15 protein-coding genes are annotated in these 19,112 nt (G+C 71.8%); 11 read left to right on the forward strand and 4 right to left on the reverse strand.

Features of this window, described 5'->3' with window-relative positions; translation table 11 throughout:
- The first annotated feature begins 53 nt into the window (after positions 1–53).
- The 5 genes from ASE68_RS02060 to ASE68_RS02080 are packed head-to-tail and all read left to right on the forward strand — an operon-like array spanning position 54 to position 7,555.
- A complete protein-coding gene (locus ASE68_RS02060; protein ID WP_082461862.1) occupies positions 54–905 on the forward strand; it encodes an urea amidolyase associated protein UAAP1 in 852 nt (283 codons plus the stop codon).
- Between the two features lie 15 nt (positions 906–920).
- A complete protein-coding gene (locus ASE68_RS02065; protein ID WP_055854678.1) occupies positions 921–1,619 on the forward strand; it encodes an urea amidolyase associated protein UAAP2 in 699 nt (232 codons plus the stop codon).
- A complete protein-coding gene (uca, locus tag ASE68_RS02070) occupies positions 1,616–5,257 on the forward strand; it encodes an urea carboxylase (protein WP_055854680.1) in 3,642 nt (1,213 codons plus the stop codon). Before ASE68_RS02065 ends, uca begins: the two co-directional genes overlap by 4 nt.
- Before the next feature lie 5 nt (positions 5,258–5,262).
- Positions 5,263–6,927, forward strand: a complete 1,665-nt coding sequence (locus ASE68_RS02075; RefSeq protein ID WP_235480872.1) for an allophanate hydrolase — start codon at positions 5,263–5,265, stop codon at positions 6,925–6,927.
- 4 nt (positions 6,928–6,931) lie between these two features.
- On the forward strand, positions 6,932–7,555 hold the full coding sequence (locus tag ASE68_RS02080; RefSeq protein ID WP_055854685.1) for a TetR/AcrR family transcriptional regulator: 624 nt from the start codon (positions 6,932–6,934) through the stop codon (positions 7,553–7,555).
- Positions 7,556–7,611: 56 nt separating this feature from the next.
- Here the strand turns inward: ASE68_RS02080 and ASE68_RS02085 are convergent, their stop codons facing one another.
- Positions 7,612–9,135 carry a sodium:solute symporter family protein gene (locus ASE68_RS02085; protein WP_055854688.1) on the reverse strand — a complete coding sequence of 508 codons (1,524 nt, stop codon included), beginning with the start codon at positions 9,133–9,135 and terminating at the stop codon, positions 7,612–7,614.
- Positions 9,136–9,411: 276 nt separating this feature from the next.
- On the opposite strand from ASE68_RS02085, the gene ASE68_RS02090 reads away from it, so the two are divergent.
- Together ASE68_RS02090 and gdhA are read left to right on the forward strand one after the other, a co-directional pair.
- Positions 9,412–10,434, forward strand: a complete 1,023-nt coding sequence (locus tag ASE68_RS02090) for a LacI family DNA-binding transcriptional regulator (RefSeq protein WP_157421494.1) — start codon at positions 9,412–9,414, stop codon at positions 10,432–10,434.
- Between the two features lie 102 nt (positions 10,435–10,536).
- On the forward strand, positions 10,537–11,895 hold the full coding sequence (gene gdhA, locus ASE68_RS02095; RefSeq protein WP_055854694.1) for an NADP-specific glutamate dehydrogenase: 1,359 nt from the start codon (positions 10,537–10,539) through the stop codon (positions 11,893–11,895).
- Between the two features lie 30 nt (positions 11,896–11,925).
- Here gdhA and ASE68_RS02100 read toward each other — a convergent pair whose 3' ends face one another.
- Positions 11,926–13,371: an MFS transporter gene (locus ASE68_RS02100; protein WP_055860519.1), complete on the reverse strand. Its 1,446-nt coding sequence runs from the start codon at positions 13,369–13,371 to the stop codon at positions 11,926–11,928.
- Between the two features lie 5 nt (positions 13,372–13,376).
- Positions 13,377–13,802, reverse strand: a complete 426-nt coding sequence (locus ASE68_RS02105) for a MarR family winged helix-turn-helix transcriptional regulator (RefSeq protein ID WP_055854697.1) — start codon at positions 13,800–13,802, stop codon at positions 13,377–13,379.
- A 119-nt stretch (positions 13,803–13,921) separates the two neighbouring features.
- Here ASE68_RS02105 and ASE68_RS02110 point away from each other — a divergent pair, with 119 nt between their 5' ends.
- The 4 genes from ASE68_RS02110 to ASE68_RS02125 are packed head-to-tail and all read left to right on the forward strand — an operon-like array spanning position 13,922 to position 18,378.
- Entirely contained in the window at positions 13,922–15,709 is a 1,788-nt protein-coding gene (locus ASE68_RS02110; RefSeq protein ID WP_055854700.1) for a circularly permuted type 2 ATP-grasp protein, read from the forward strand.
- Positions 15,703–16,632 (forward strand): alpha-E domain-containing protein, encoded by a 930-nt coding sequence (locus ASE68_RS02115; RefSeq protein WP_055854703.1) that lies wholly within the window; start codon positions 15,703–15,705, stop codon positions 16,630–16,632. The genes ASE68_RS02110 and ASE68_RS02115 overlap by 7 nt, the downstream gene beginning before the upstream one ends.
- The gene (locus tag ASE68_RS02120; protein WP_055854706.1) at positions 16,629–17,474 is read left to right on the forward strand and encodes a transglutaminase family protein; all 846 of its coding nucleotides are present in this window, start codon (positions 16,629–16,631) and stop codon (positions 17,472–17,474) included. The genes ASE68_RS02115 and ASE68_RS02120 overlap by 4 nt, the downstream gene beginning before the upstream one ends.
- 55 nt (positions 17,475–17,529) lie before the next feature.
- Positions 17,530–18,378: an alpha/beta fold hydrolase gene (locus ASE68_RS02125; protein WP_055854709.1), complete on the forward strand. Its 849-nt coding sequence runs from the start codon at positions 17,530–17,532 to the stop codon at positions 18,376–18,378.
- Positions 18,379–18,465: 87 nt separating this feature from the next.
- On the opposite strand, the gene ASE68_RS02130 is transcribed toward ASE68_RS02125, so the two are convergent.
- Positions 18,466–19,110 carry a histidine phosphatase family protein gene (locus ASE68_RS02130; protein WP_082461865.1) on the reverse strand — a complete coding sequence of 215 codons (645 nt, stop codon included), beginning with the start codon at positions 19,108–19,110 and terminating at the stop codon, positions 18,466–18,468.
- Positions 19,111–19,112 lie beyond the last annotated feature (2 nt).

Here is a 19,112-nt window from a genome sequence, read left to right on the forward strand (position 1 = left end):
AACGAGCCGCTGGTCTGATTTCTGTCAACTGACAGAAATACGGAGGCCGGACGATGACCATCGACAGCTCGGCACGGATGGCGACCCTGGACAGCGTCGGGGCGGCACGCTCGGACGCCCGCGCCCGAGGCAGCCGCTCGCCCTGGATGCCGGACCTGCCGGCAGCCTCGACCCCGAACCCGCCGGAGGGCGTCCCGGCGACGGAGCTGCTCTGGTCGGAGACCGTCGCTCCGGGGGGCTACACGCACCTGCGTGTCGCCCGCGGCACCCGCATCCGCCTCGAGGACACCGACGGCGACGCCTCGGCGAGCGTCGTCGTGCTGAATGCACTGAACACCGCCGAACGGCTGAACGTCGCCGACACCCAGAAGATCCCGTGGCAGGCCTACCTCGGCGCGGGGCATCCGCTGCTCTCCGGCGACGGACGCGTGCTCGCGACCGTCGTCGAGGACACGTCGGGCCGCCATGACGCGCTCTGCGGCGCCTCCGGCGACGCCTGGAACGTCCGCAAGTTCGGCGACGCGACGCCCGAGGGCCCGACGCCGTCGGGCCACGCCCTCCTCCGCATGGCCGCGTCCAAGCACGGCCTCACGCGACGCGACATCCCTCCTGCCGTCTCGTTCTTCAAGGGCGTGCGGGTCGCCGCCGACGGGGCGCTCGACTGGATCGGATCGGCCGGCGCGGCCGCACACGTCGACCTGGTCGCCGAGCTGCCGCTGATCGTGCTCGTGGCGAACGCGCCGCATCCGCTCGACCCCCGCTCCGACTACGTCGCCGGCCCGTTGCGAGTGCACGCGTGGCGGAGTCGGCCGACCCGCAGCGACGACTCGCGCCACGCCACGACTCCCGAGCGAGAGCGCGCCTACCTCAACACGATCGCGTACGCCGAGCTCGCAGGCCTCTGAGAAGGAAGAACCGACATGGTCACCACCACCGTCCCGCCTCGGCCCGTCTACGCGGCCGGCTCCGTCCTCGACTGGTCGGAGGGGTTCGTCCCCGGTGCCGTCATCGTCGACGAACCCATCGCCCCCCGCGCCTCCTGGTCGGCGCTCGTGCACGCCGGCGACGTGTTCACGCTCGTCGACGTCGGGGGCAACCAGTCCGGCGACTGCCTGATCTTCGCCGCCGACGACACATCGGAGCGGTACAGCGCACCCGACACGATCACCTGGCAGGGCAACGCGTACGTCACGGCCGGCACCGTGCTGCGCTCCAATCTCGGCGACCCGCTGATGACGGTGGTCGGCAACGAGATCGACCGGCAGGACACGATCGGTGGGGCCTGCAGCAAGGAGTCGAACACGCTGCGCTACGGACACCACACCGCGTACCAGCACGCCTGCCGCGAGAATTTCCTCTTCGAGGGCGCGGCGTGGGGGCTCACGGCCCGCGACCTCGTCTCGAACCTCAACTGGTTCATGAACGTCCCGGTCGAGGCCGACGGCTCGCTCGGCATCGTCGACGGGATGAGCGCACCCGGGCGCCGGGTCGCATGCCGCGCAGAGCGCGACGTGATCGTCGTCATCTCCAATTGCCCGCAGATGAACAACCCATGCAACGACTTCAACGTGACGCCGCTCCGCGCGATCCTCACCCGTCCGGAACGAGGCACCCGATGACCTTCGACACCGTCCTCATCGCCAACCGCGGCGAGATCGCGCGCCGCATCATCCGCTCGGCGAAGCAGCTGGGGCTGCGCACCGTCGCCGTCTACTCGGATGCCGACCGCGCGGCGCCCCACGTCCGCGAGGCGGACGTCGCCGTGAGGCTCGGCCCGGCGCCGGCCGCCGAGTCCTACCTGCGGATCGACGCGATCCTCGACGCGGCCCGCGCGACCGGCGCCGGCGCCGTGCACCCGGGCTACGGCTTCCTCTCCGAGAACGTGGAGGCGGCGCGAGCGGTCGAGGCGGCCGGGCTCGCCTGGATCGGGCCGACGCCCGAGCAGATCGAGACGTTCGGCCTCAAGCACACCGCGCGCGACCGTGCCGAGGCCGCCGAGGTGCCGCTGCTGCCCGGCACCGGACTGCTCGGCTCCGCGGAGGAGGCCATCGCCGCGGCGCAGCGCATCGGCCTGCCGGTCATGCTCAAGGCGACGAGCGGGGGCGGCGGCATCGGCATGCGGGTGTGCCGCACCCTCGACGACGTGCGGGAGGGGTACGTCGCGGTCGCATCGATGGCGGCGCGCAGCTTCGGCTCGGGCGGCGTCTTCCTCGAACGGCTCGTGACCCGTGCCCGGCACGTCGAGGTGCAGGTCTTCGGCGACGGCGAGGGCCGGGTCGCCGTCTTCGGCGACCGCGACTGCTCGCTGCAGCGCCGCAACCAGAAGGTGATCGAGGAGGCGCCCGCGCCCGGACTCGGCGACGCCGTTCGCCGCGAGCTGCATGACGCGGCCAGGAGGCTCGCAGCCACCGTCGCGTATCGCTCGGCGGGCACCGTGGAGTTCATCTACGACGTCGAGCGGGGCGAGGTCTCGTTCCTCGAGATGAACACCCGACTGCAGGTCGAGCACCCCGTGACGGAGGCGGTCTTCGGCATCGACCTCGTCGCCCTCATGCTGCGTCTCGCGCGCGACGGGGCCGCGTCGATGGAGGCCGACCTCTTCGAGGAGCAGGTCCCCGTCGGCCACGCGCTCGAGGCGCGCGTCTACGCGGAGGATCCCGCCAAGGGCTTCGCACCCTCGCCCGGACTGGTGACCAGGGCCGAGTTCCCCGAGGGCGACGGCGTGCGCGTCGATTCGTGGATCGAGACCGGCCTCCGGGTCACGCCCGACTACGACCCCATGCTCGCCAAGGTGATCGTGCACGGCGCCGACCGCGACGCTGCGCTCGACCGGCTCGGCGAGGCCCTCGCCGCGACCCGCGTCGACGGCATCGTGACCGGGCTCGGCATGCTCCGCGCACTCTGCGACGATCCGACGGTGCGCGCCGTGCGCCACGACACCGGCACGCTCGGCGATCCGGTCGACCCGGATGCCCGCATCGACGTGCTGTCGCCGGGCCTCATGACCACCGTGCAGGACCTGCCCGGCCGGGTCGGGCACTGGAAGGTCGGCGTGCCGCCGTCGGGGCCGATGGACCCGGTCTCCTTCCGGGAGGCGAACCTCGCAGTCGGCAATCCTGCGACGGCGCCCGCGCTGGAGATCACGATGTCGGGCCCGCGCCTCCGCTTCTCGGTCGCGACCGTCGTCTGCATCACCGGTGCCGAGGCGGCCGTCACGGTCGACGGCTCGCCCGTCGAGCGGTGGACGCCGATCGAGGTCCCCGCGGGCGGCGTGCTCGCGATCGGGGCGACGACCCTCGGCATGCGCGCGTACCTCGCGGTGCAGGGAGGACTCGACGTCCCCGAGTACCTCGGCAGCGCCTCGACCTTCACGCTCGGAGGCTTCGGCGGGCACGGCGGGCGGGCCCTCGTCGCCGGCGACGTGCTGCGGCCCTGCGAGGCCGGCGTCGTCGCGGCCGGTGGGCCGACCCCGTCGGCGCGTCGCCCGCGACTGACCAGCGAGTGGGTCATCGGCGTGACCGAGGGGCCGCACGCCGCTCCCGAGTTCTTCACTCGGGAGGACATCGACGAGCTGTACCGGGCCGTCTACGAGGTCGACGTGCAGTCGGCCCGTACCGGCGTGCGCCTGCGCGGACCGAAGCCCGCCTGGGCGCGAGAGGACGGCGGCGAGGCCGGCCTGCACCCGTCGAACATCCACGACACCGCGTACGCGATCGGTGCTCTCGACTTCACGGGCGACACCCCCATCATCCTCGGGCCGGACGGACCGAGCCTCGGCGGGTTCGTCTGCCCGGCCGTCGTCGCCAGCGGCGAGTTCTGGAAGGTCGGGCAGCTGCGACCAGGCGACACCGTGCGATTCGCACCGGTGCGCGACGACGAGGCGCATCGCTTCCAGGTCGACCTGGAGCACGGCCGCCCGGCCGGCGACGGCGACGACGGCGTGCTCGCCCGTCGCGAGCCGGTCGTCGACGGCGATGCCGTGCTCGCGCCAGCCGTGACCTACCGTCGCGACGGCGACGCGAACCTCCTCGTCGAGTACGGCGAGAACGAGCTGGACCTGGGCCTCCGCATGCGCGTCCATGCGCTGGAGCAGGCCGTCGTCGCCCGTGGCATCCCCGGGGTGCGCGACATCACGGCCGGCATCCGGTCGCTGCAGATCCAGACCGACCCGCTGGTGCGGCGCGCGTCGTCGCTGCTCGACGAGCTGCAGCACATCGAGGCCGAACTGCCCGCCACGCGGGAGCTCGTGGTGCCATCGCGGATCGTGCACCTGCCACTGTCGTGGGACGACCCCGCGACCCGCGTCGCGATCGAGCGCTACATGTCGAGCGTCCGCGACGACGCGCCGTGGACGCCGTGGAACATCGAGTTCATTCGGCGGGTGAACGGGTTGGCGACGGTCGAGGAGGTCCAGCGCATCGTCTTCGACGCGGACTACCTGGTGCTCGGCCTCGGAGACGTCTACCTCGGCGCCCCGGTCGCGACGCCCATCGACCCGCGACACCGGCTCGTGACGACCAAGTACAACCCCGCACGCACGTGGACCGCCGAGAACTCGGTCGGCATCGGCGGCGCCTACATGTGCATCTACGGCATGGAGGGCCCCGGCGGCTACCAGTTCGTCGGCCGCACCGTGCAGATCTGGAACACGTTCCGCCGTGGTGGGCTGATCGACGAGCACCCGTGGGCGCTGCGCCCGTTCGACCGGATCAGGTGGTACCCCGTGTCCGCGGAGGAACTCCTCGAGCTCCGCGCCGAGGTCGATGCGGGTCGCGGGGAGTTCCGCACCGAGGAGGGGACTTTCTCCCTCGCCGAGCACGAGGCGTTCCTCGAGCGGGAGCGCGAATCGATCGCCGCGTTCCAGTCGACGCAACGTCGCGCGTTCGACGAGGAGAAGGAGCGCTGGAGGGACGCGGGCGAGTTCGATCGGGTCTACGACGAGCCCACGGTCGCGGCAGCCGAGACGCCGGTGCCCGAGGGGTGCATCCCGATCACGGCGCCCTTCGCGGCGAGCGTGTGGCGCGTCGACGTGGAGGCGGGCGCATCGGCTGACGCCGACGATCGCCTGCTCGTGCTGGAGGCGATGAAGATGGAGAACGAGGTGCTCGCGCCGGTGTCGGGGCAGGTGGTCGAGGTCTACGTGAAGCCGGGCGACCAGGTCGCCGCAGGGCAGGTGCTCGCCGCCGTGCGCGCGGGCGCTCCGCCCGCTCCCGACGAGCCGGCGCCAGAACTCGTCGTCGTCGGAGCGAACTCGTGAGCGCCGTGGCCCGGGTATGCGAGGCGTACCGACGGATCGCCTCTGCCGACCGTCCCGAGGTGTGGATCACCCTTCGGCCCGAGGAGGAGGTCCTGCAGGAGGCCGAGCGCATCGACGCGCGTGGCGCAGCAGGCGAGCGCCTCCGGCTCGCCGGCGTCCTCGTGGCGGTCAAGGACAACATCGACGTCGAGGGCCTGCCGACGACCGCCGGCAGCGCGGCGTACGCCTACGAGCCCGAAGCGGATGCCACGGCCGTCGCCCGCCTGCGGGAGGCGGGCGCGATCGTGGTCGGCAAGACGAACCTCGACCAGTTCGCGACCGGACTCGTCGGCACCCGGAGCCCATTCGGCGCCGTGCGCAATGCCTGGCGTCCGGATCGCATCTCGGGTGGCTCCAGTTCGGGGTCGGCCGTCGCCGTGGCCCTCGGCTTCGTGGACCTGGCGCTCGGGACCGATACCGCCGGGTCCGGCCGCGTCCCCGCCGCGCTCAACGGCATCTACGGGGTGAAGCCGAGTGTCGGCCTCATCCCGGCGACCGGCGTCGTGCCCGCATGCCGGTCGATCGATGTCGTGACGGTCTTCGGGCGGGACCTCGGGCTCGCCCGTCGGGCCGCCGAGCTCATGGAGGGCCCGGACGGGCTCGACCCGCTCGCGCGACCGCGTCCAGTGCTGCCGGGACTCGCGGCGGTGCCCCGGATCGCGATCCCGACCTCCGAGCACCTCGAGGGGCTCGCCGACGGGTGGGCGGAGGAGTTCGCCCGCGTGGTCGACCGCCTCGCGCGCTCCGGCGTCGAGATCGTCGAAGTGGACATCGCGCCGCTGCTCGAGGCGGCCGCCCTGCTGTACGGCGGGTCGTTCGTCGCGGAGCGAACCGCCGCGGTCGGCGACTTCATCCGCGAGCACCCGGAACTCGTGGGCACCGACCTCGATCCAACGGTGGCGAGGATCGTGCTGGGCGGCGACGCATGCACGGCGGTCGAGGTCTTCCGCGACCGCGAGCGGCTCGAGCGCCTCGGCCTCGAGGGCGCCAAGCGGCTGGAGGGCACCGCGGCCCTGCTCACCCCGACGACCACGTGGCATCCGACGCTCGCAGAGGTCGCGGCGGATCCCGTGGGCGCCAATGCGCGCATGGGACGGTTCACGAACTTCGCGAACCTGCTCGACTACGCCTCCCTCGCGGTGCCGGCCGGAGCCGTCGACGGGGTGCCGTACGGTGTGATGCTGACCGGCCCGGCGGGATCCGATCGCCAGCTCGCCGAGCTCGCGGGCCTGATCGCAGAAGCACCGCACGACCTGCTCGTGGTCGGCTCGCACCTGGAGGGTCAGCCGCTCAACCATCAGCTCGTCGCTGCCGGCGGCCGGCTTCGGGGTCGCGTTCGCACGGCGGCCGAGTATCGCCTCCATGCCCTCGGCACCGTGCCGCCAAAGCCGGGCCTCCGCCGAGTAGCCGAGGGCGGCGAGGCGATCGACGGAGAGGTCTGGACGCTGTCGGCCTCGGGATTCGGTGCGTTCGTCGCCGGACTCCCGCAACCGATGACCATCGGACGGGTGACACTCGAGGACGGATCCTCCGTCGCGGGCTTCCAGGCCGAGCACCTCGCCCTCGAGGATGCCGTCGACATCACGAGGTTCGGCGGATGGCGCCGATACCTGGAGCAGCAGGCACAATAGGGAAATGGCATCATCGACCGTCGGGCGGCCGCGGATCACTCCCGGCCGGCCCGAGGTCGACCCGCGCACCGAGATCCTGGATGCCGCCGCGTCGTTGTTCGCCGAGCGGGGATACGCCGGCACGAGCACGCGCCGGATCGCCGAGCGAGCGGGCATGCGGCAGGCGAGTATGTACTACCACTTCGCGGGCAAGGAGGAGATCCTGCTCGCGCTCCTCGAGCCGTCGGTCGCGCCGACCCTCGAGCGCGCGGCGGACTGCCTCGAGGCCGCGGACCCCGTGGCAGCGCTCTACGACCTCGCGCGTGCCGACGTGACCACGCTCCTCGATGAGCCTCACAACATCGGCACGATGTACCTCGCTCCGGAGGTCGCCGCGGAGGCCTTCGCACCCTTCCGTCGCGCCAGGGCCGAGCTGGCTGGGGTGTACGGCGCGCTCGCGCACCGCATCGAACCGACGCAGGAGGAGGCCTTCGCCGGCGCCTGCTGCATGCAGCTCGTCGAGCTCGTGATCCCGCTGCGCCGCGAAGGCGAGGTGCCCGACGGCCTGCCCGAGCGCATCGCCGAGGCCTGCCTGAGGGTCGCACATGTCGACGAGGCGGAGATCGCACGGGTGCGCGCCCGCGAATGAGCACAGAGGCGGGCCGGGACGAACATCTCGCCCCGGCCCGCCTCGTGTCGCCTGGGTCAGGCCGGCACGGGCACTTCCTCGCGGCCGCTCGGCGCCTCGGCCTGCTCGGCGCGCAGCGACTCGATCTCCGCGAGTTCGTCGGCGAGCTCGGCCTCGGTGCGAGGGCTCAGCCAGCTGATGAGGAAGAAGGCCGAGAGGCTGACGCCGAAGGCGATCAGGGTCGCCCAGCCGTCCAGGTCCGCGGTCACGAGGTCGTTCGGCACGTAGAGGATGTCGTTCGGCACGCCGTAGATCGTCGGCTGCAGCACGAGCAGGGTCAGGCGCACGATGAGTCCGAGCGCCGCCGACACCAGCGTTGCGACCCGGCCGGGGCGTCGCCAGAAGACGCCCGCGATGAAGGGCGCGGCGAGGCAGGCGAGCATGAGGTCGAAGGCGAGGGTCAGCAGGACGCCGGTCTGGCTCACGTTGATCGCCACGAGCCCGCCCACGACCACGATGGGGATCATCGCGAGGCGGGTCCACGTCAGCAGCGGGTCCCGTGCGCCCTGGACGGTCGTGCGGCGCAGCTTGAAGATGTTGCGGACGATGACGGCCGAGGTCGCGAGGATCGCGCCCGACGCGGTCGAGAAGGATGCCGCGACGATGCCGGAGAGCACGAGGACCGAGATGAGCGGCGGCGCCCATCCGTCGAGGAGTTGGTACAGCACCGGGCCGTCCGCCGCAGTGAGCCCGAGCACGGCGGAAGCGGTGAGGGCGACGAGCGCGAAGATCGTGCCGATCGCGGCGGTGAGCGCGGCTGCGGTGAAGCACGAACGTCGCGCCACCTCGGGTGAGCGCGCTCCGAAGATGCGCTGCATGAAGTCGATGGCCACGAGGTCGCCGATGCCGAGGGCGACGAGGGTCGCCCAGTTGATCGCGGCCCCCTGGGCCGGGTCGGTGAGCTGGCCGAGGTCGAGCGGGCCCCGGCCCTCGGGGATCACGATGCCGAACGAGAGCGCGGTCCAGCAGAGCAGGGCCAGTGCGGCGATGACGGTGATCGTCGTCTGGATCGCGGCCGTGTACGCGTCGGAGAAGAGTCCGCCGGCGACCGTGTAGGCGACGACGAGCGCCGCGACGATGACGATGCCCCAGGCGTAGGGGATGTTCGCGAACCGCTCCATGAGGAACCCGCAGGCGACGAGGTTGCCCGCGAGCAAAATGGTGAACGCGAACGACATGATGATGCTCGCGGCCACCTCGGTCCGCCGTCCGTACCGGACGCGGAAGTAGTCGCCGAGCGTGTAGAGCCGCATCGCGTTCAGCGGCCTGGCGAGGAACAGGCCTGCCAGGAGGAGGCAGATCGCGAGGCCGATCGCGAGCGATGCGCCCGACCAGAAACCGAAGTCGGCGGTGAGGTCGGTGTTGCCGACGGTGGCGTTGGCGTCGACTGCGGCGGCGGTCAGCGAGACCGCGACCAATGGCACGCCGAGCCGGCGTCCGGCGACGAGGAAGTTGTCGCTGTCGCCGTCGACCTTCTTGGCGACGATGATTCCGACGCCGAGGACGGCGAGAACGGTGATGCCCACTCCGAGGATGATCATGGGGGCTCCAAAGGGGATGAGGGTTTCTGTCGGTTGATAGAAACCGATCCTCTCGGTCCCGGGTACCCCTCCGGTTTTCGGGGATGTATCGGTCTTGTGAACTCGCTGGCGGCTGAACGCGGTGGGGTCGGGTACCGACCACGCGCCGAGGCAGTCCGATGATGCGGAGTGCGTGCGCCCCCGCCGTCCGGCGTTCGCTTCCGGGGCATTCCGACGGATTCCTGACATCATGGCCGGAGCGCGTGGGAACGTGCGCATCGAACGGAGGGGCAGCCGGTGGCAGTCAGTGTGAAGGACGTCGCGCTCGCGGCATCCGTCTCGGTCGGCACCGTCTCGAACGTGCTCAACCGCCCCGAGATCGTCGCGCCGGCCACGGTCGAGCGGGTCCAGGCCGCGATCGAGCGGCTGGGCTTCGTTCGCAACGATGCGGCCCGCCAGTTGCGGGCCGGCCGCAGCCGCAGCATCGGCCTCGTCGTGCTCGACGTGCGCAACCCCTTCTTCACCGACGTCGCCCGCGGCGCGGAAGACCGCGCCGCCGAGGAGCACATGACCGTGCTGCTCGGCAACAGCGACGAGAACTCCACCCGCGAGGGCGCCTACCTCGACCTGTTCGAGGAGCAGCGCGTGCACGGCGTGCTCATCTCGCCGCTCGCCGACGACATGCCGAGGCTCGCCAGGTTGCGCGAACGCGGCACCCCGGTCGTGCTCGTCGACCGCGAGTCGCCCGACCGGGCGTTCTCGTCGGTCGCGGTCGACGACGTCGTCGGCGGAGAGCTCGCGGTCTCCCACCTGCTCGACGCCGGCCGCCGGCGCATCGCGTTCGTCGGCGGCCCCGAGGGGCTGCAGCAGGTCGCCGACCGCCTCGAGGGCGCCCGGCGCGCGATCGAGACCGTGGCGGATGCCTCGCTCGAGGTCCTCGCGACCGACTCGCTGACCGTGCTCGAGGGGCGTGCCGCCGGCGAGTCCCTGCGCGAGCGCCCGATCGCCGACCGCCCCGACGCGATCTTCGCGGCGAACGACCTGCTCGCGATGGGCGTGCTGCAGGCGCTCACCATGCAGGGCGGCCTGCGAGTTCCCGACGACATCGCGCTCATCGGCTACGACGACATCGACTTCGCGTCGGCGGCCGTGGTGCCGCTCTCGTCGATCCGCCAGCCGGCGACGCTCATCGGCTACACCGCCGTCGACCTGCTGCTGAAGGAGGCCGCCGCCGCGGCAGCCGGTGACGACCACGTGCACGAGCACGTCGTCTTCCAGCCGGAGCTCGTGGTCCGCGAGTCGACGCGCACGTCGGCCTGAGCGCGCACGTCACACGAACCGAACGCCGTTCTGCGCTGGGTAGTGTGGAAGGGCCGCGCGCGACATGCACCTCGTGGCATCCGTTCCACAGGAGGGCGCGCGTTGCAGAACCGCACTGCCATTGAAGACGTCTATGCGGCGACGCTGCAGCGCAACCCGGGCGAGGTGGAGTTCCACCAAGCGGTTCGCGAGGTCTTCGACTCGCTCGGCCGTGTGCTCGACAAGCACCCGCAGTACGTGCAGGCCTCGATCCTCGAGCGCATCTGCGAGCCCGAGCGGCAGATCATCTTCCGGGTGCCGTGGGTCGACGACGCCGGGCGCGTGCGCATCAACCGCGGGTTCCGCGTGCAGTTCAACTCGGCGCTCGGCCCGTACAAGGGCGGCCTCCGCTTTCACCCGACGGTGCTGCTGGGCACCGTGAAGTTCCTCGGCTTCGAACAGGTCTTCAAGAACGCGCTCACCGGCATGCCCATCGGCGGCGGCAAGGGCGGCAGCGACTTCGATCCCAAGGGCCGGTCCGACGGCGAGATCATGCGCTTCTGCCAGTCGTTCATGACCGAGGCCTACCGCCACATCGGCGAGTACACGGATGTCCCGGCGGGCGACATCGGCGTCGGTGCGCGTGAGATCGGCTACCTGTTCGGCCAGTACAAGCGCATCACCAACCGCTACGAGTCGGGCGTGCTCACCGGCAAGGGCGTGACCTGGGGCGGTTCGCTCGTGCGCACCGAGGCAACGGGCTACGGCGCCGCGTACTTCACCGAGCACATGCTCGCCACCCGCGGCCGCTCGTTCGACGGCGCGCGCGTGCTCGTGTCGGGCTCTGGCAACGTCGCGGTCTACGCGATCGAGAAGGTGCACGCGCTGGGCGGCGTGGTCGTCGGCGCCTCCGACTCGTCGGGCGCGATCCACGACCCCGACGGCATCGACCTCGACCTGCTGCGCGACGTCAAGGAACGTCGCCGTGAGCGCATCTCGGTCTACGCCGACGAGCGCGGCGGGCGGGCCCGGTTCCTGCCGGGGGCCTCCGTGTGGGACATCGAGAGCGACGAGCGCATCGACGTCGCCCTGCCGTGCGCGACGCAGAACGAGCTCTCCGAGGCGCAGGCCGTGAAGCTCGTCGCGGCGGGTGTCGTCGCCGTCGCCGAGGGTGCGAACATGCCCACCACGCCGGGCGCGATCCGCGTGCTGCGCGAGGCCGGCGTGCTCTTCGGCCCCGGCAAGGCTGCGAACGCGGGCGGGGTCGCGACGTCGGCCCTCGAGATGCAGCAGAACGCGTCGCGCGACTCGTGGGGCTTCGAGCACACCGAGGAGCGCCTGTCGGAGATCATGGCCGGCATCCACGAGCGCACGGCGGCGACCGCCGACGAGTACGGCGTGCCCGGCGACTACGTGGTCGGCGCGAACATCGCGGGCTTCACCCGCGTGGCCGACGCGATGCTCGCCCTCGGCGTCATCTGACGTCGAGCGGGCGCCTCGACGCGTCGGCGGTCAGCGGTGCTGCGGCGTGTCTGCGGGCTCGGTGCGCCCCGCGGCATCCGCTCGCCCGCCGGTGAGCTTCGGCAGCGGGATCGGCGAGGTCATCGCGACCTGGTCGGAGAAGGCCTCGGGCTCGGCCTCGTCGTCGATGGCCCGAACCGACCCCGTTGCGGGGGCGTTGACGCGGTCGCCGTCGGCGATGGCCTCGGCCGAAGCGGCGAGTGCGAGTCCGAACCGCCACGGCTGCTGCGGCATGCGGGTGACCCGCAGTCCGTGGGCGACGACCAGCCAGCCGACGCCGATGCCGAGGGCGACGAAGGCCGCGAGGGCGCCGGCGCCGAGCGCCCAACGGGGGCCCGCGGCATCCGCGACCCAGCCGATGACGGGCGCGCCGATGAGCGTGCCGCCCATGAGGATCGCCGTGTAGAGGGCCATGACGCGCCCGCGCACCGACGGGTCGGTCGTGGTCTGCACGTAGCCGTTGGCGGTGGTCAGCAGGGTCACGGTGCAGAAGCCGATGAACACCAACGAGACGGCGAACGTGCCGTAGGTCGGCATGAGCGCGGCGGCGGCCATCGCGAGGCCGAGCGCACCGGTGCTGAGCACGACCACGCGCAGGCGGGCCCGCGAGCGGCGGGCGGCGAGCAGCGCCGCCGTCAGCGACCCGATCGCGAGGATCGACGAGAGGATGCCGTACTCGCCTGCGCCCTCGCCGAACATCACCGCCATGGTCGAGGCGAAGATCGGGAAGTTCATGCAGAAGGCCCCGACGATGAACACGATGGTCATGACGATGACGACGTCGGAGCGCCCGGCGACGTAGCGGAAGCCCTGCACGAGCGCGTTGCCCTCGCGCGGACGGCGCGGGTGCCTGATGAGCTCGCGCTCGCGCATCGCGAGGAGCGCGCCGATGAGGGCGAGGAACGTGACCGCGTTGATGAGGAACACCCAGCCGGAGCCGACGAGCACGATGAGCAGGCCGGCGACGGCCGGGCCGATGAGGCGCGCGACGTTGAACGACGCCGCGTTCAGCGCGACGGCGTTCGATGCGTTCGGTCCGCTGACGAGGTCGGAGACGAAGGTCTGGCGGGCGGGCGCGTCGAAGGCCGACGTGATGCCGAATGCGAGCGCGAAGCCGTAGAGGTGCCAGAGCTGCGCGTGGCCGCCGAGCAGCAGCAGGCCGAGGCCGACGGCGAGCAGCAGGAGCGCGGTCTGGGTGACGAGGAGCACCTTGCGCCGGTCGAAGCGGTCGATGACGGCGCCGGTGACGGGCACGAGCAGGAGCTGCGGCCCGAACTGCAGCGCCATGGTGGTGCCGACGGCAGCGGCGTTGTTGTCGGTGAGTTCGGTGAGCACGACCCAGTCCTGGGTCGTCGCCTGCATCCAGCCGCCGACGTTCGAGATGATCGCGCCGATGAACCACAACCGGTAGTTGCGGCTCGCGAGCGACCTGAACATCGCGCTCACTGCGTGGCGATCCGATCCATGATCTCGGATGCCGCGAGCAGCGTCGCACGTTCGGCCGGCGTGAGCTCGTGCATGCGCTCGGTGAGCCAGGCGTTGCGCTTGTGCAGGGTGGCGGCGACGATCTCGCGGCCGGTCTCGGTGGCGGTGATGTTCGTCTTGCGGCGGTCGACGGGGTCGGGCGTGCGCACGACGTGGCCGTCGGTCTCGAGGCAGTCGACGGTGCGGTTCATCGAGGGGGCGCTGATGCGTTCGGCCTCGGCGAGTTCGGAGAGGGTCAGCGAGCCGTGCTTCGAGAGGTGCATGAGCACGGTCATCTGGCTGTCGGTGACGCGGTCGTCGGACTTCTGCGCGCGCAGGCGGCGGGAGAGGCGCACGGCCGCGAGTCGCACCTGCGAGGCGGCCTGGTCCGGGAGTTCGGTCATTGATGGTTAGCCTAGCTCATTAGTCTTGCTAATGAAATCGCGACGGTCGGCGGCGGGATGGCGCGGGCACGACCCATGATGGAAACAGCCCGGAAACCGCGGAGTGGAATTCTCTGGTCATGGCGACACTCTTCGACGGATATGCCACCGCGGGCACCAACCGTGCCGGGCGCAGACGACGCGCGGGGCGGCCGTGGGACGAGATGTTCCCCGACGGCACGACCGACGTGCGCGAGCCCTACCGCGAGCTGTACCCCGCTCTCGCCCGCATGTCGCAGGACGAACTGCGCGGACGCACCGATGCGCTCGCGAGCTCCTACCTCGCGCAGGGCGTCACGTTCGACTTCGCGGGCGAGGAGCGGCCGTTCCCGCTCGACGCGGTGCCGCGCGTGATCTCGGCCTCCGACTGGGCGCGCGCCGAGGCCGGCGTCTCGCAGCGGGTCAGGGCGCTCGAGGCGTTCCTCGCCGACGTGTACGGCCCGCAGCGAGCGGTCGCCGACGGCGTGATCCCGGCCGCGCTCATCAGCTCGTCGACGCACTACCACCGCCAGGCGGCCGGCATCGTCGGGGCCAACGGCGTGCGCATCCACGTCGCCGGCATCGACCTGATCCGCGACGAGCAGGGCGACTGGCGGGTGCTCGAGGACAACGTGCGGGTGCCGAGCGGCGTGAGCTACGTGATCTCGAACCGGCGCGTGATGGCGCAGACCCTGCCCGAGCTGTTCACGTCGATGCGCGTCCGGCCGGTCGGCGAGTACCCGAATCGGCTGCTGCAGGCGCTTCGGAGGAGCGCACCGGAGGGCATCGAGGATCCGACCGTGGTCGTGCTCACGCCCGGCGTGCACAACTCGGCGTACTACGAGCACACGCTGCTCGCGCGGCTCATGGGCGTCGAGCTCGTCGAGGGCCGCGACCTGTTCTGCTCGGGCGGTCGTGTGTGGATGCACACCACCGCGGGCCCGACCCGTGTCGACGTCATCTACCGCCGGGTCGACGACGAGTTCCTCGACCCGCAGCAGTTCCGTCCCGACTCCGTGCTCGGGGCGCCCGGCCTCATGCTCGCGGCGCGCCTCGGCCACGTCACGATCGCGAACGCCGTCGGCAACGGCGTCGCCGACGACAAGCTCGTCTACACCTACGTGCCCGACCTCATCCGCTACTACCTGGGCGAGGAGCCGGTGCTGCCCAACGTCGACACCTGGCGGCTCGAGGAGCCCGAGGCGCTCGCCGAGGTGCTCGACCGACTCGACGAACTCGTCGTGAAGCCGGTCGACGGCTCGGGCGGCAAGGGCCTCGTCATCGGACCGGATGCCTCGAAGGCCGAACTCGACGAGCTGCGCACGCGCCTGCTCGCCGATCCCCGTGGCTGGATCGCGCAGCCCGTGGTGCAGCTCTCGACGATCCCGACCCTCGTCGAGGACGGGCTGCGGCCGCGGCACGCCGACCTCCGCCCGTTCGCGGTGAACGACGGCGACGAGGTGTGGGTGCTGCCGGGCGGGCTCACGCGCGTGGCCCTGCCCGAGGGGCGGCTCGTCGTGAACTCCAGCCAGGGCGGGGGGTCGAAGGACACCTGGGTGCTCGAGTCGAGACCGCTTCCCGGGTTCGACACCGGTGGCCTTCCGGTCATGGCGGATGCCGCGGGCACCGCTCGGCGCTCGGCCGGCGCGCTCGTGGCCGACCAGGCCTCGCCGAACACCCCGCCCGCGACGGGCCTGCACGGCGGCCAGGGCACGCACGCCCCGCCCGCCGTCGTCGTCGGCGAGACGACGCGCACGACCTCGCCCGTGACCTCCTCGCCGCAGGACGAGGACGCCCCCGTGCGCCAGCAGCAACAGCAACAGCAACAACTGCGCGAGCGGATGCCGCGGCATCCGCTCGTCGAAGGCCGGGAGGACGCACCATGCTGAGCCGCATCGCCGAGTCGCTGTTCTGGATCGGGCGCTACATCGAGCGCAGCGACGGCACCGCGCGCATCCTCGACGTGCACCTGCAGCTGCTGCTCGAGGATCCGTGGATCGACGAGGACACCGCCTGCCGTGCGCTGCTCTCGGTCATGGGCAGCGAGGCCGAGGGCGACGCACCGCTCGGCCGCGACGACGTGATCACGCTGCTCGCGGTCGACCGCACGCATCCGGCCTCCATCGCGCACTCGGTCGCGGCCGCCCGAGAGAACGCCAGGCGCGCCCGCGAGATCGTCTCGACCGAGCTGTGGGAGGCGCTGAACCACACGAACGCGCGCATGCCGCACCGCGTCGCGAGCGACAAGACGCACGAGTTCTTCCGCTGGGTGCGCGACCGCTCGGCGCTCGCGATCGGCGTCGTCGATTCCGCGACGAGCCGCGACGAGGCCTGGCAGTTCTTCGCCCTGGGCCGGGCGATCGAGCGGGCCGACATGACCGCGCGCCTGCTCGCCACCCGTTCGCTGACCGAGGCGAGCGGGCCCAGTTGGACCACGATCCTCCGCAGCTGCGGCGGCTACGAGGCCTACCTCCGCAGCTACCGCGGCGTGCCGTCGAGCGAGTCGGCGGCGGAGTTCCTGCTGCTCGACCGGCTGTTCCCGCGCTCGATCATCTCGAGCGTCATCCGCGCCGAGGAGTCGCTCCGCGAGATCGACCCGAGGGCCGGCCGAGTGGGCGTCACCGACCAGGCCAGGCGGCTGCTCGGCCAGATCCGGTCGGAGCTCGAGTACCGGCCCATCGCCGACATCCTCGTCGACCTGACCGGGCACATGGAGCACCTGCAGGGCGTCACCTCCGCGACGAGCGAGGCGATCAGGGCGCGATACTTCCCGACGAGCGTCGTCCCCGTCTGGATCGGAGAGGTCTCATGAGTCGCATCCGCATCGTGCACCGCACGGGGTTCACCTATGCCGAGCCGGCGACGGCGTCGTACAACGAGGCGCGCATGCTGCCGCACTCCGACGGGCACCAGTTCGTCATGCAGGCCGGCCTCGACATCCGCCCCGGCGCGAACCAGCACTCGTACCTCGACTACTGGGGCACGCGCGTGTCGACGTTCGAGGTGCTCACCCCGCACCAGGAACTGTCGGTCACGGCGACGAGCCTCGTCGAGGTGCACCCCGCACCCGTGCCGCGCTCCGAGCTCGGCTGGGACGAGCTCGCCGTCGCCGCCGCGTCGACCGTGACGCTCGTCGAGTCCACCGGCCGCTCGCGGCAGACCGCCCCGCCCGACGAGGTGCGCGGGCTCGCCGCCGAGATCGTCGCCGAGGGCGGCGGCATCAGCGAGACCGCGCTCGAGATCTGCCGGGCCGTCGGCTCGTCGATGGAGTACATGCGCGGCGTCACGGGCGTGCATTCGACGGCCGCGGAGGCGTGGGCCGAGCGCAAGGGCGTCTGCCAGGACATCGCGCACGTCGCGCTCGGCGCGCTGCGCTCGGCCGGCATCCCCGCGCGCTACGTCTCCGGCTACCTGCACCCCGATCCGGGCGCGACGGTCGGCCAGACGGTCGTGGGCGAGTCGCACGCGTGGATCGAGTGGTTCGCGGGGGAGTGGCGCGGTTACGACCCCACCAACCTCGTCGAGGTCGGCGACCGGCACGTGCTCGTCGGCCGCGGCCGCGACTACGGCGACGTGCCTCCGCTTCGCGGGGTCTACGCGGGGCCGGGGGCATCCGAGCTGTTCGTCTCGGTCGAGATCACGCGCGTCGCCTGAGCGGCAGTCCGCCGCGGCACTGTCGAGCGGATGCCGCGCCTGCCATGATGTGCGCATGCCGACGTTCACCGATGCGCACGGGGTCCACATCCACTACCAGGCGTGGCGGGTGCCCGAACCGACCGCGGTGATCCAGCTCGCGCACGGCGTCGGCGAGCACATCGGGCGTTACGGCGAGCTGATCTTGGCCCTGAACGAGGCCGGCTACTCCGTCTGGGCCGACGACCACCGCGGGCACGGGCAGACCGGCTTCGAGCAGCACGGCGGCGACCTCGACCGCATCGGCCGGCTGGGGCCGGGCGGCCTGCGCGCCACGATCGACGCCGTTCACCAGTTCACGGGCGTGATCCGCGAGACCGAGGGCCACGAGCTCCCGCTCGTGCTGCTGGGGCACTCGTGGGGCTCGCTGATGTCGCAGATCATCCTGAACCGGCATCCGCTCGACTACGACGCGGTGGTGCTCACGGGCACCGCCTACCGCACCCTCTTCGACATGAACGGCGGCGACCTCAACGCCCGCCACAAGCACCTCGGCCCGACCCCCGTCGAGTGGCTGAGCCGCGATCCGGCGGTGGCGCCCGCGTTCATGGCCGACCCGTACACGACGGAGGTGCCGCTGCGGAAGCTGTTCGGCCTGCGCGATGCGATGCGCCTGCTCGGCCGCCCGGCGCGACGGCTGCCCACCGAGCTGCCGCTGCTCATCATGGTCGGCTCCGACGACACGCTCGGCGGCGAGACGAGTGCCGTGAAGCTCGCGAGGGCGTACGCGCGGCGATCGGGCCTCGTCGACGTGACCCTCGTGGTCTACGACGACGCCCGCCACGAGGTCTTCAACGAGACGAACCGCGAAGAGGTGCGCGCCGACCTCATCACCTGGCTCGACGAGCGGTTCGCGATCGACTGATCGGTCACCGTTCTGCCGGCCTCCGACGACGGACGGACCTCGGATGCCGCGGGCCGGCGTCGCGGCCTGCGAAGCGCTGGGCGACCGCTACATCTTGGCGTGCCAGGGCGGCACGTCGTAGCCGAGCAGGCGGATGCGCGGATGGTGCGACGCATCGGACTCCGTCGCCCACGGGTAGACGATCGTCGTGACGTGGCAGTTGCCGAGCACCGGGAGCAGGTCGCGGTAGCCGTCGGGATCCATGCCCGCGAGCTCGCAGAACAGCAGGCGGATGAGCGTCGCGTGCGCCACGATCAGCACCCGCCCGTCGGGGAACTCCTCGACGAGCTCGTCGAACACCGGAACCGCCCGAGCGATGCCCGCCCGACCGGTCTCGCCGCCGGGGAACGGGTTGCTGGCCGGCGCCCGGCAGAACGCCGCCCATTCGTCGGGATACTGCTCGGCGAGCTCGTCGGGCGTGAGGCCCTCGGCGTCGCCGAAGTCGATCTCGACCAGGCGCGGCTCACTGCGCACGGGGAGCCCCGTCGTCTCGCCCGACGGCGCGGCCGAGCGCTGCGCCCGGCTCAGCGGCGAGGCGACGATCGCGTCGAGCTCGGAGTCGACCGCCCAGGCGCCGAGCGCGGCCGCCTGCCCGAGCCCGTGGCGCGTGAGCGCGACATCCGAGTTGCCGGCGTACCTGTGGTCTGCATGCCAGACCGTCTCGCCGTGTCGCGCCAGGAAGAAGGTCGTCATAT

The sequence above is a fragment of the Agromyces sp. Leaf222 genome (assembly GCF_001421565.1).
Taxonomy (GTDB): domain Bacteria; phylum Actinomycetota; class Actinomycetes; order Actinomycetales; family Microbacteriaceae; genus Agromyces.

What these genes read in the sequence shown, in the direction of transcription:
- ASE68_RS02060 (WP_082461862.1), top strand. Translation starts at nt 54, where the DNA reads ATGACCATCGACAGCTCGGCACGGATGGCGACCCTGGACAGCGTCGGG.
- ASE68_RS02065 (WP_055854678.1), top strand. Translation starts at nt 921, where the DNA reads ATGGTCACCACCACCGTCCCGCCTCGGCCCGTCTACGCGGCCGGCTCC.
- uca (WP_055854680.1), top strand. Translation starts at nt 1,616, where the DNA reads ATGACCTTCGACACCGTCCTCATCGCCAACCGCGGCGAGATCGCGCGC.
- ASE68_RS02080 (WP_055854685.1), top strand. Translation starts at nt 6,932, where the DNA reads ATGGCATCATCGACCGTCGGGCGGCCGCGGATCACTCCCGGCCGGCCC.
- ASE68_RS02085 (WP_055854688.1), bottom strand. Translation starts at nt 9,135, where the DNA reads ATGATCATCCTCGGAGTGGGCATCACCGTTCTCGCCGTCCTCGGCGTC.
- ASE68_RS02100 (WP_055860519.1), bottom strand. Translation starts at nt 13,371, where the DNA reads ATGTTCAGGTCGCTCGCGAGCCGCAACTACCGGTTGTGGTTCATCGGC.
- ASE68_RS02105 (WP_055854697.1), bottom strand. Translation starts at nt 13,802, where the DNA reads ATGACCGAACTCCCGGACCAGGCCGCCTCGCAGGTGCGACTCGCGGCC.
- ASE68_RS02110 (WP_055854700.1), top strand. Translation starts at nt 13,922, where the DNA reads ATGGCGACACTCTTCGACGGATATGCCACCGCGGGCACCAACCGTGCC.
- ASE68_RS02115 (WP_055854703.1), top strand. Translation starts at nt 15,703, where the DNA reads ATGCTGAGCCGCATCGCCGAGTCGCTGTTCTGGATCGGGCGCTACATC.
- ASE68_RS02120 (WP_055854706.1), top strand. Translation starts at nt 16,629, where the DNA reads ATGAGTCGCATCCGCATCGTGCACCGCACGGGGTTCACCTATGCCGAG.
- ASE68_RS02125 (WP_055854709.1), top strand. Translation starts at nt 17,530, where the DNA reads ATGCCGACGTTCACCGATGCGCACGGGGTCCACATCCACTACCAGGCG.
- ASE68_RS02130 (WP_082461865.1), bottom strand. Translation starts at nt 19,110, where the DNA reads ATGACGACCTTCTTCCTGGCGCGACACGGCGAGACGGTCTGGCATGCA.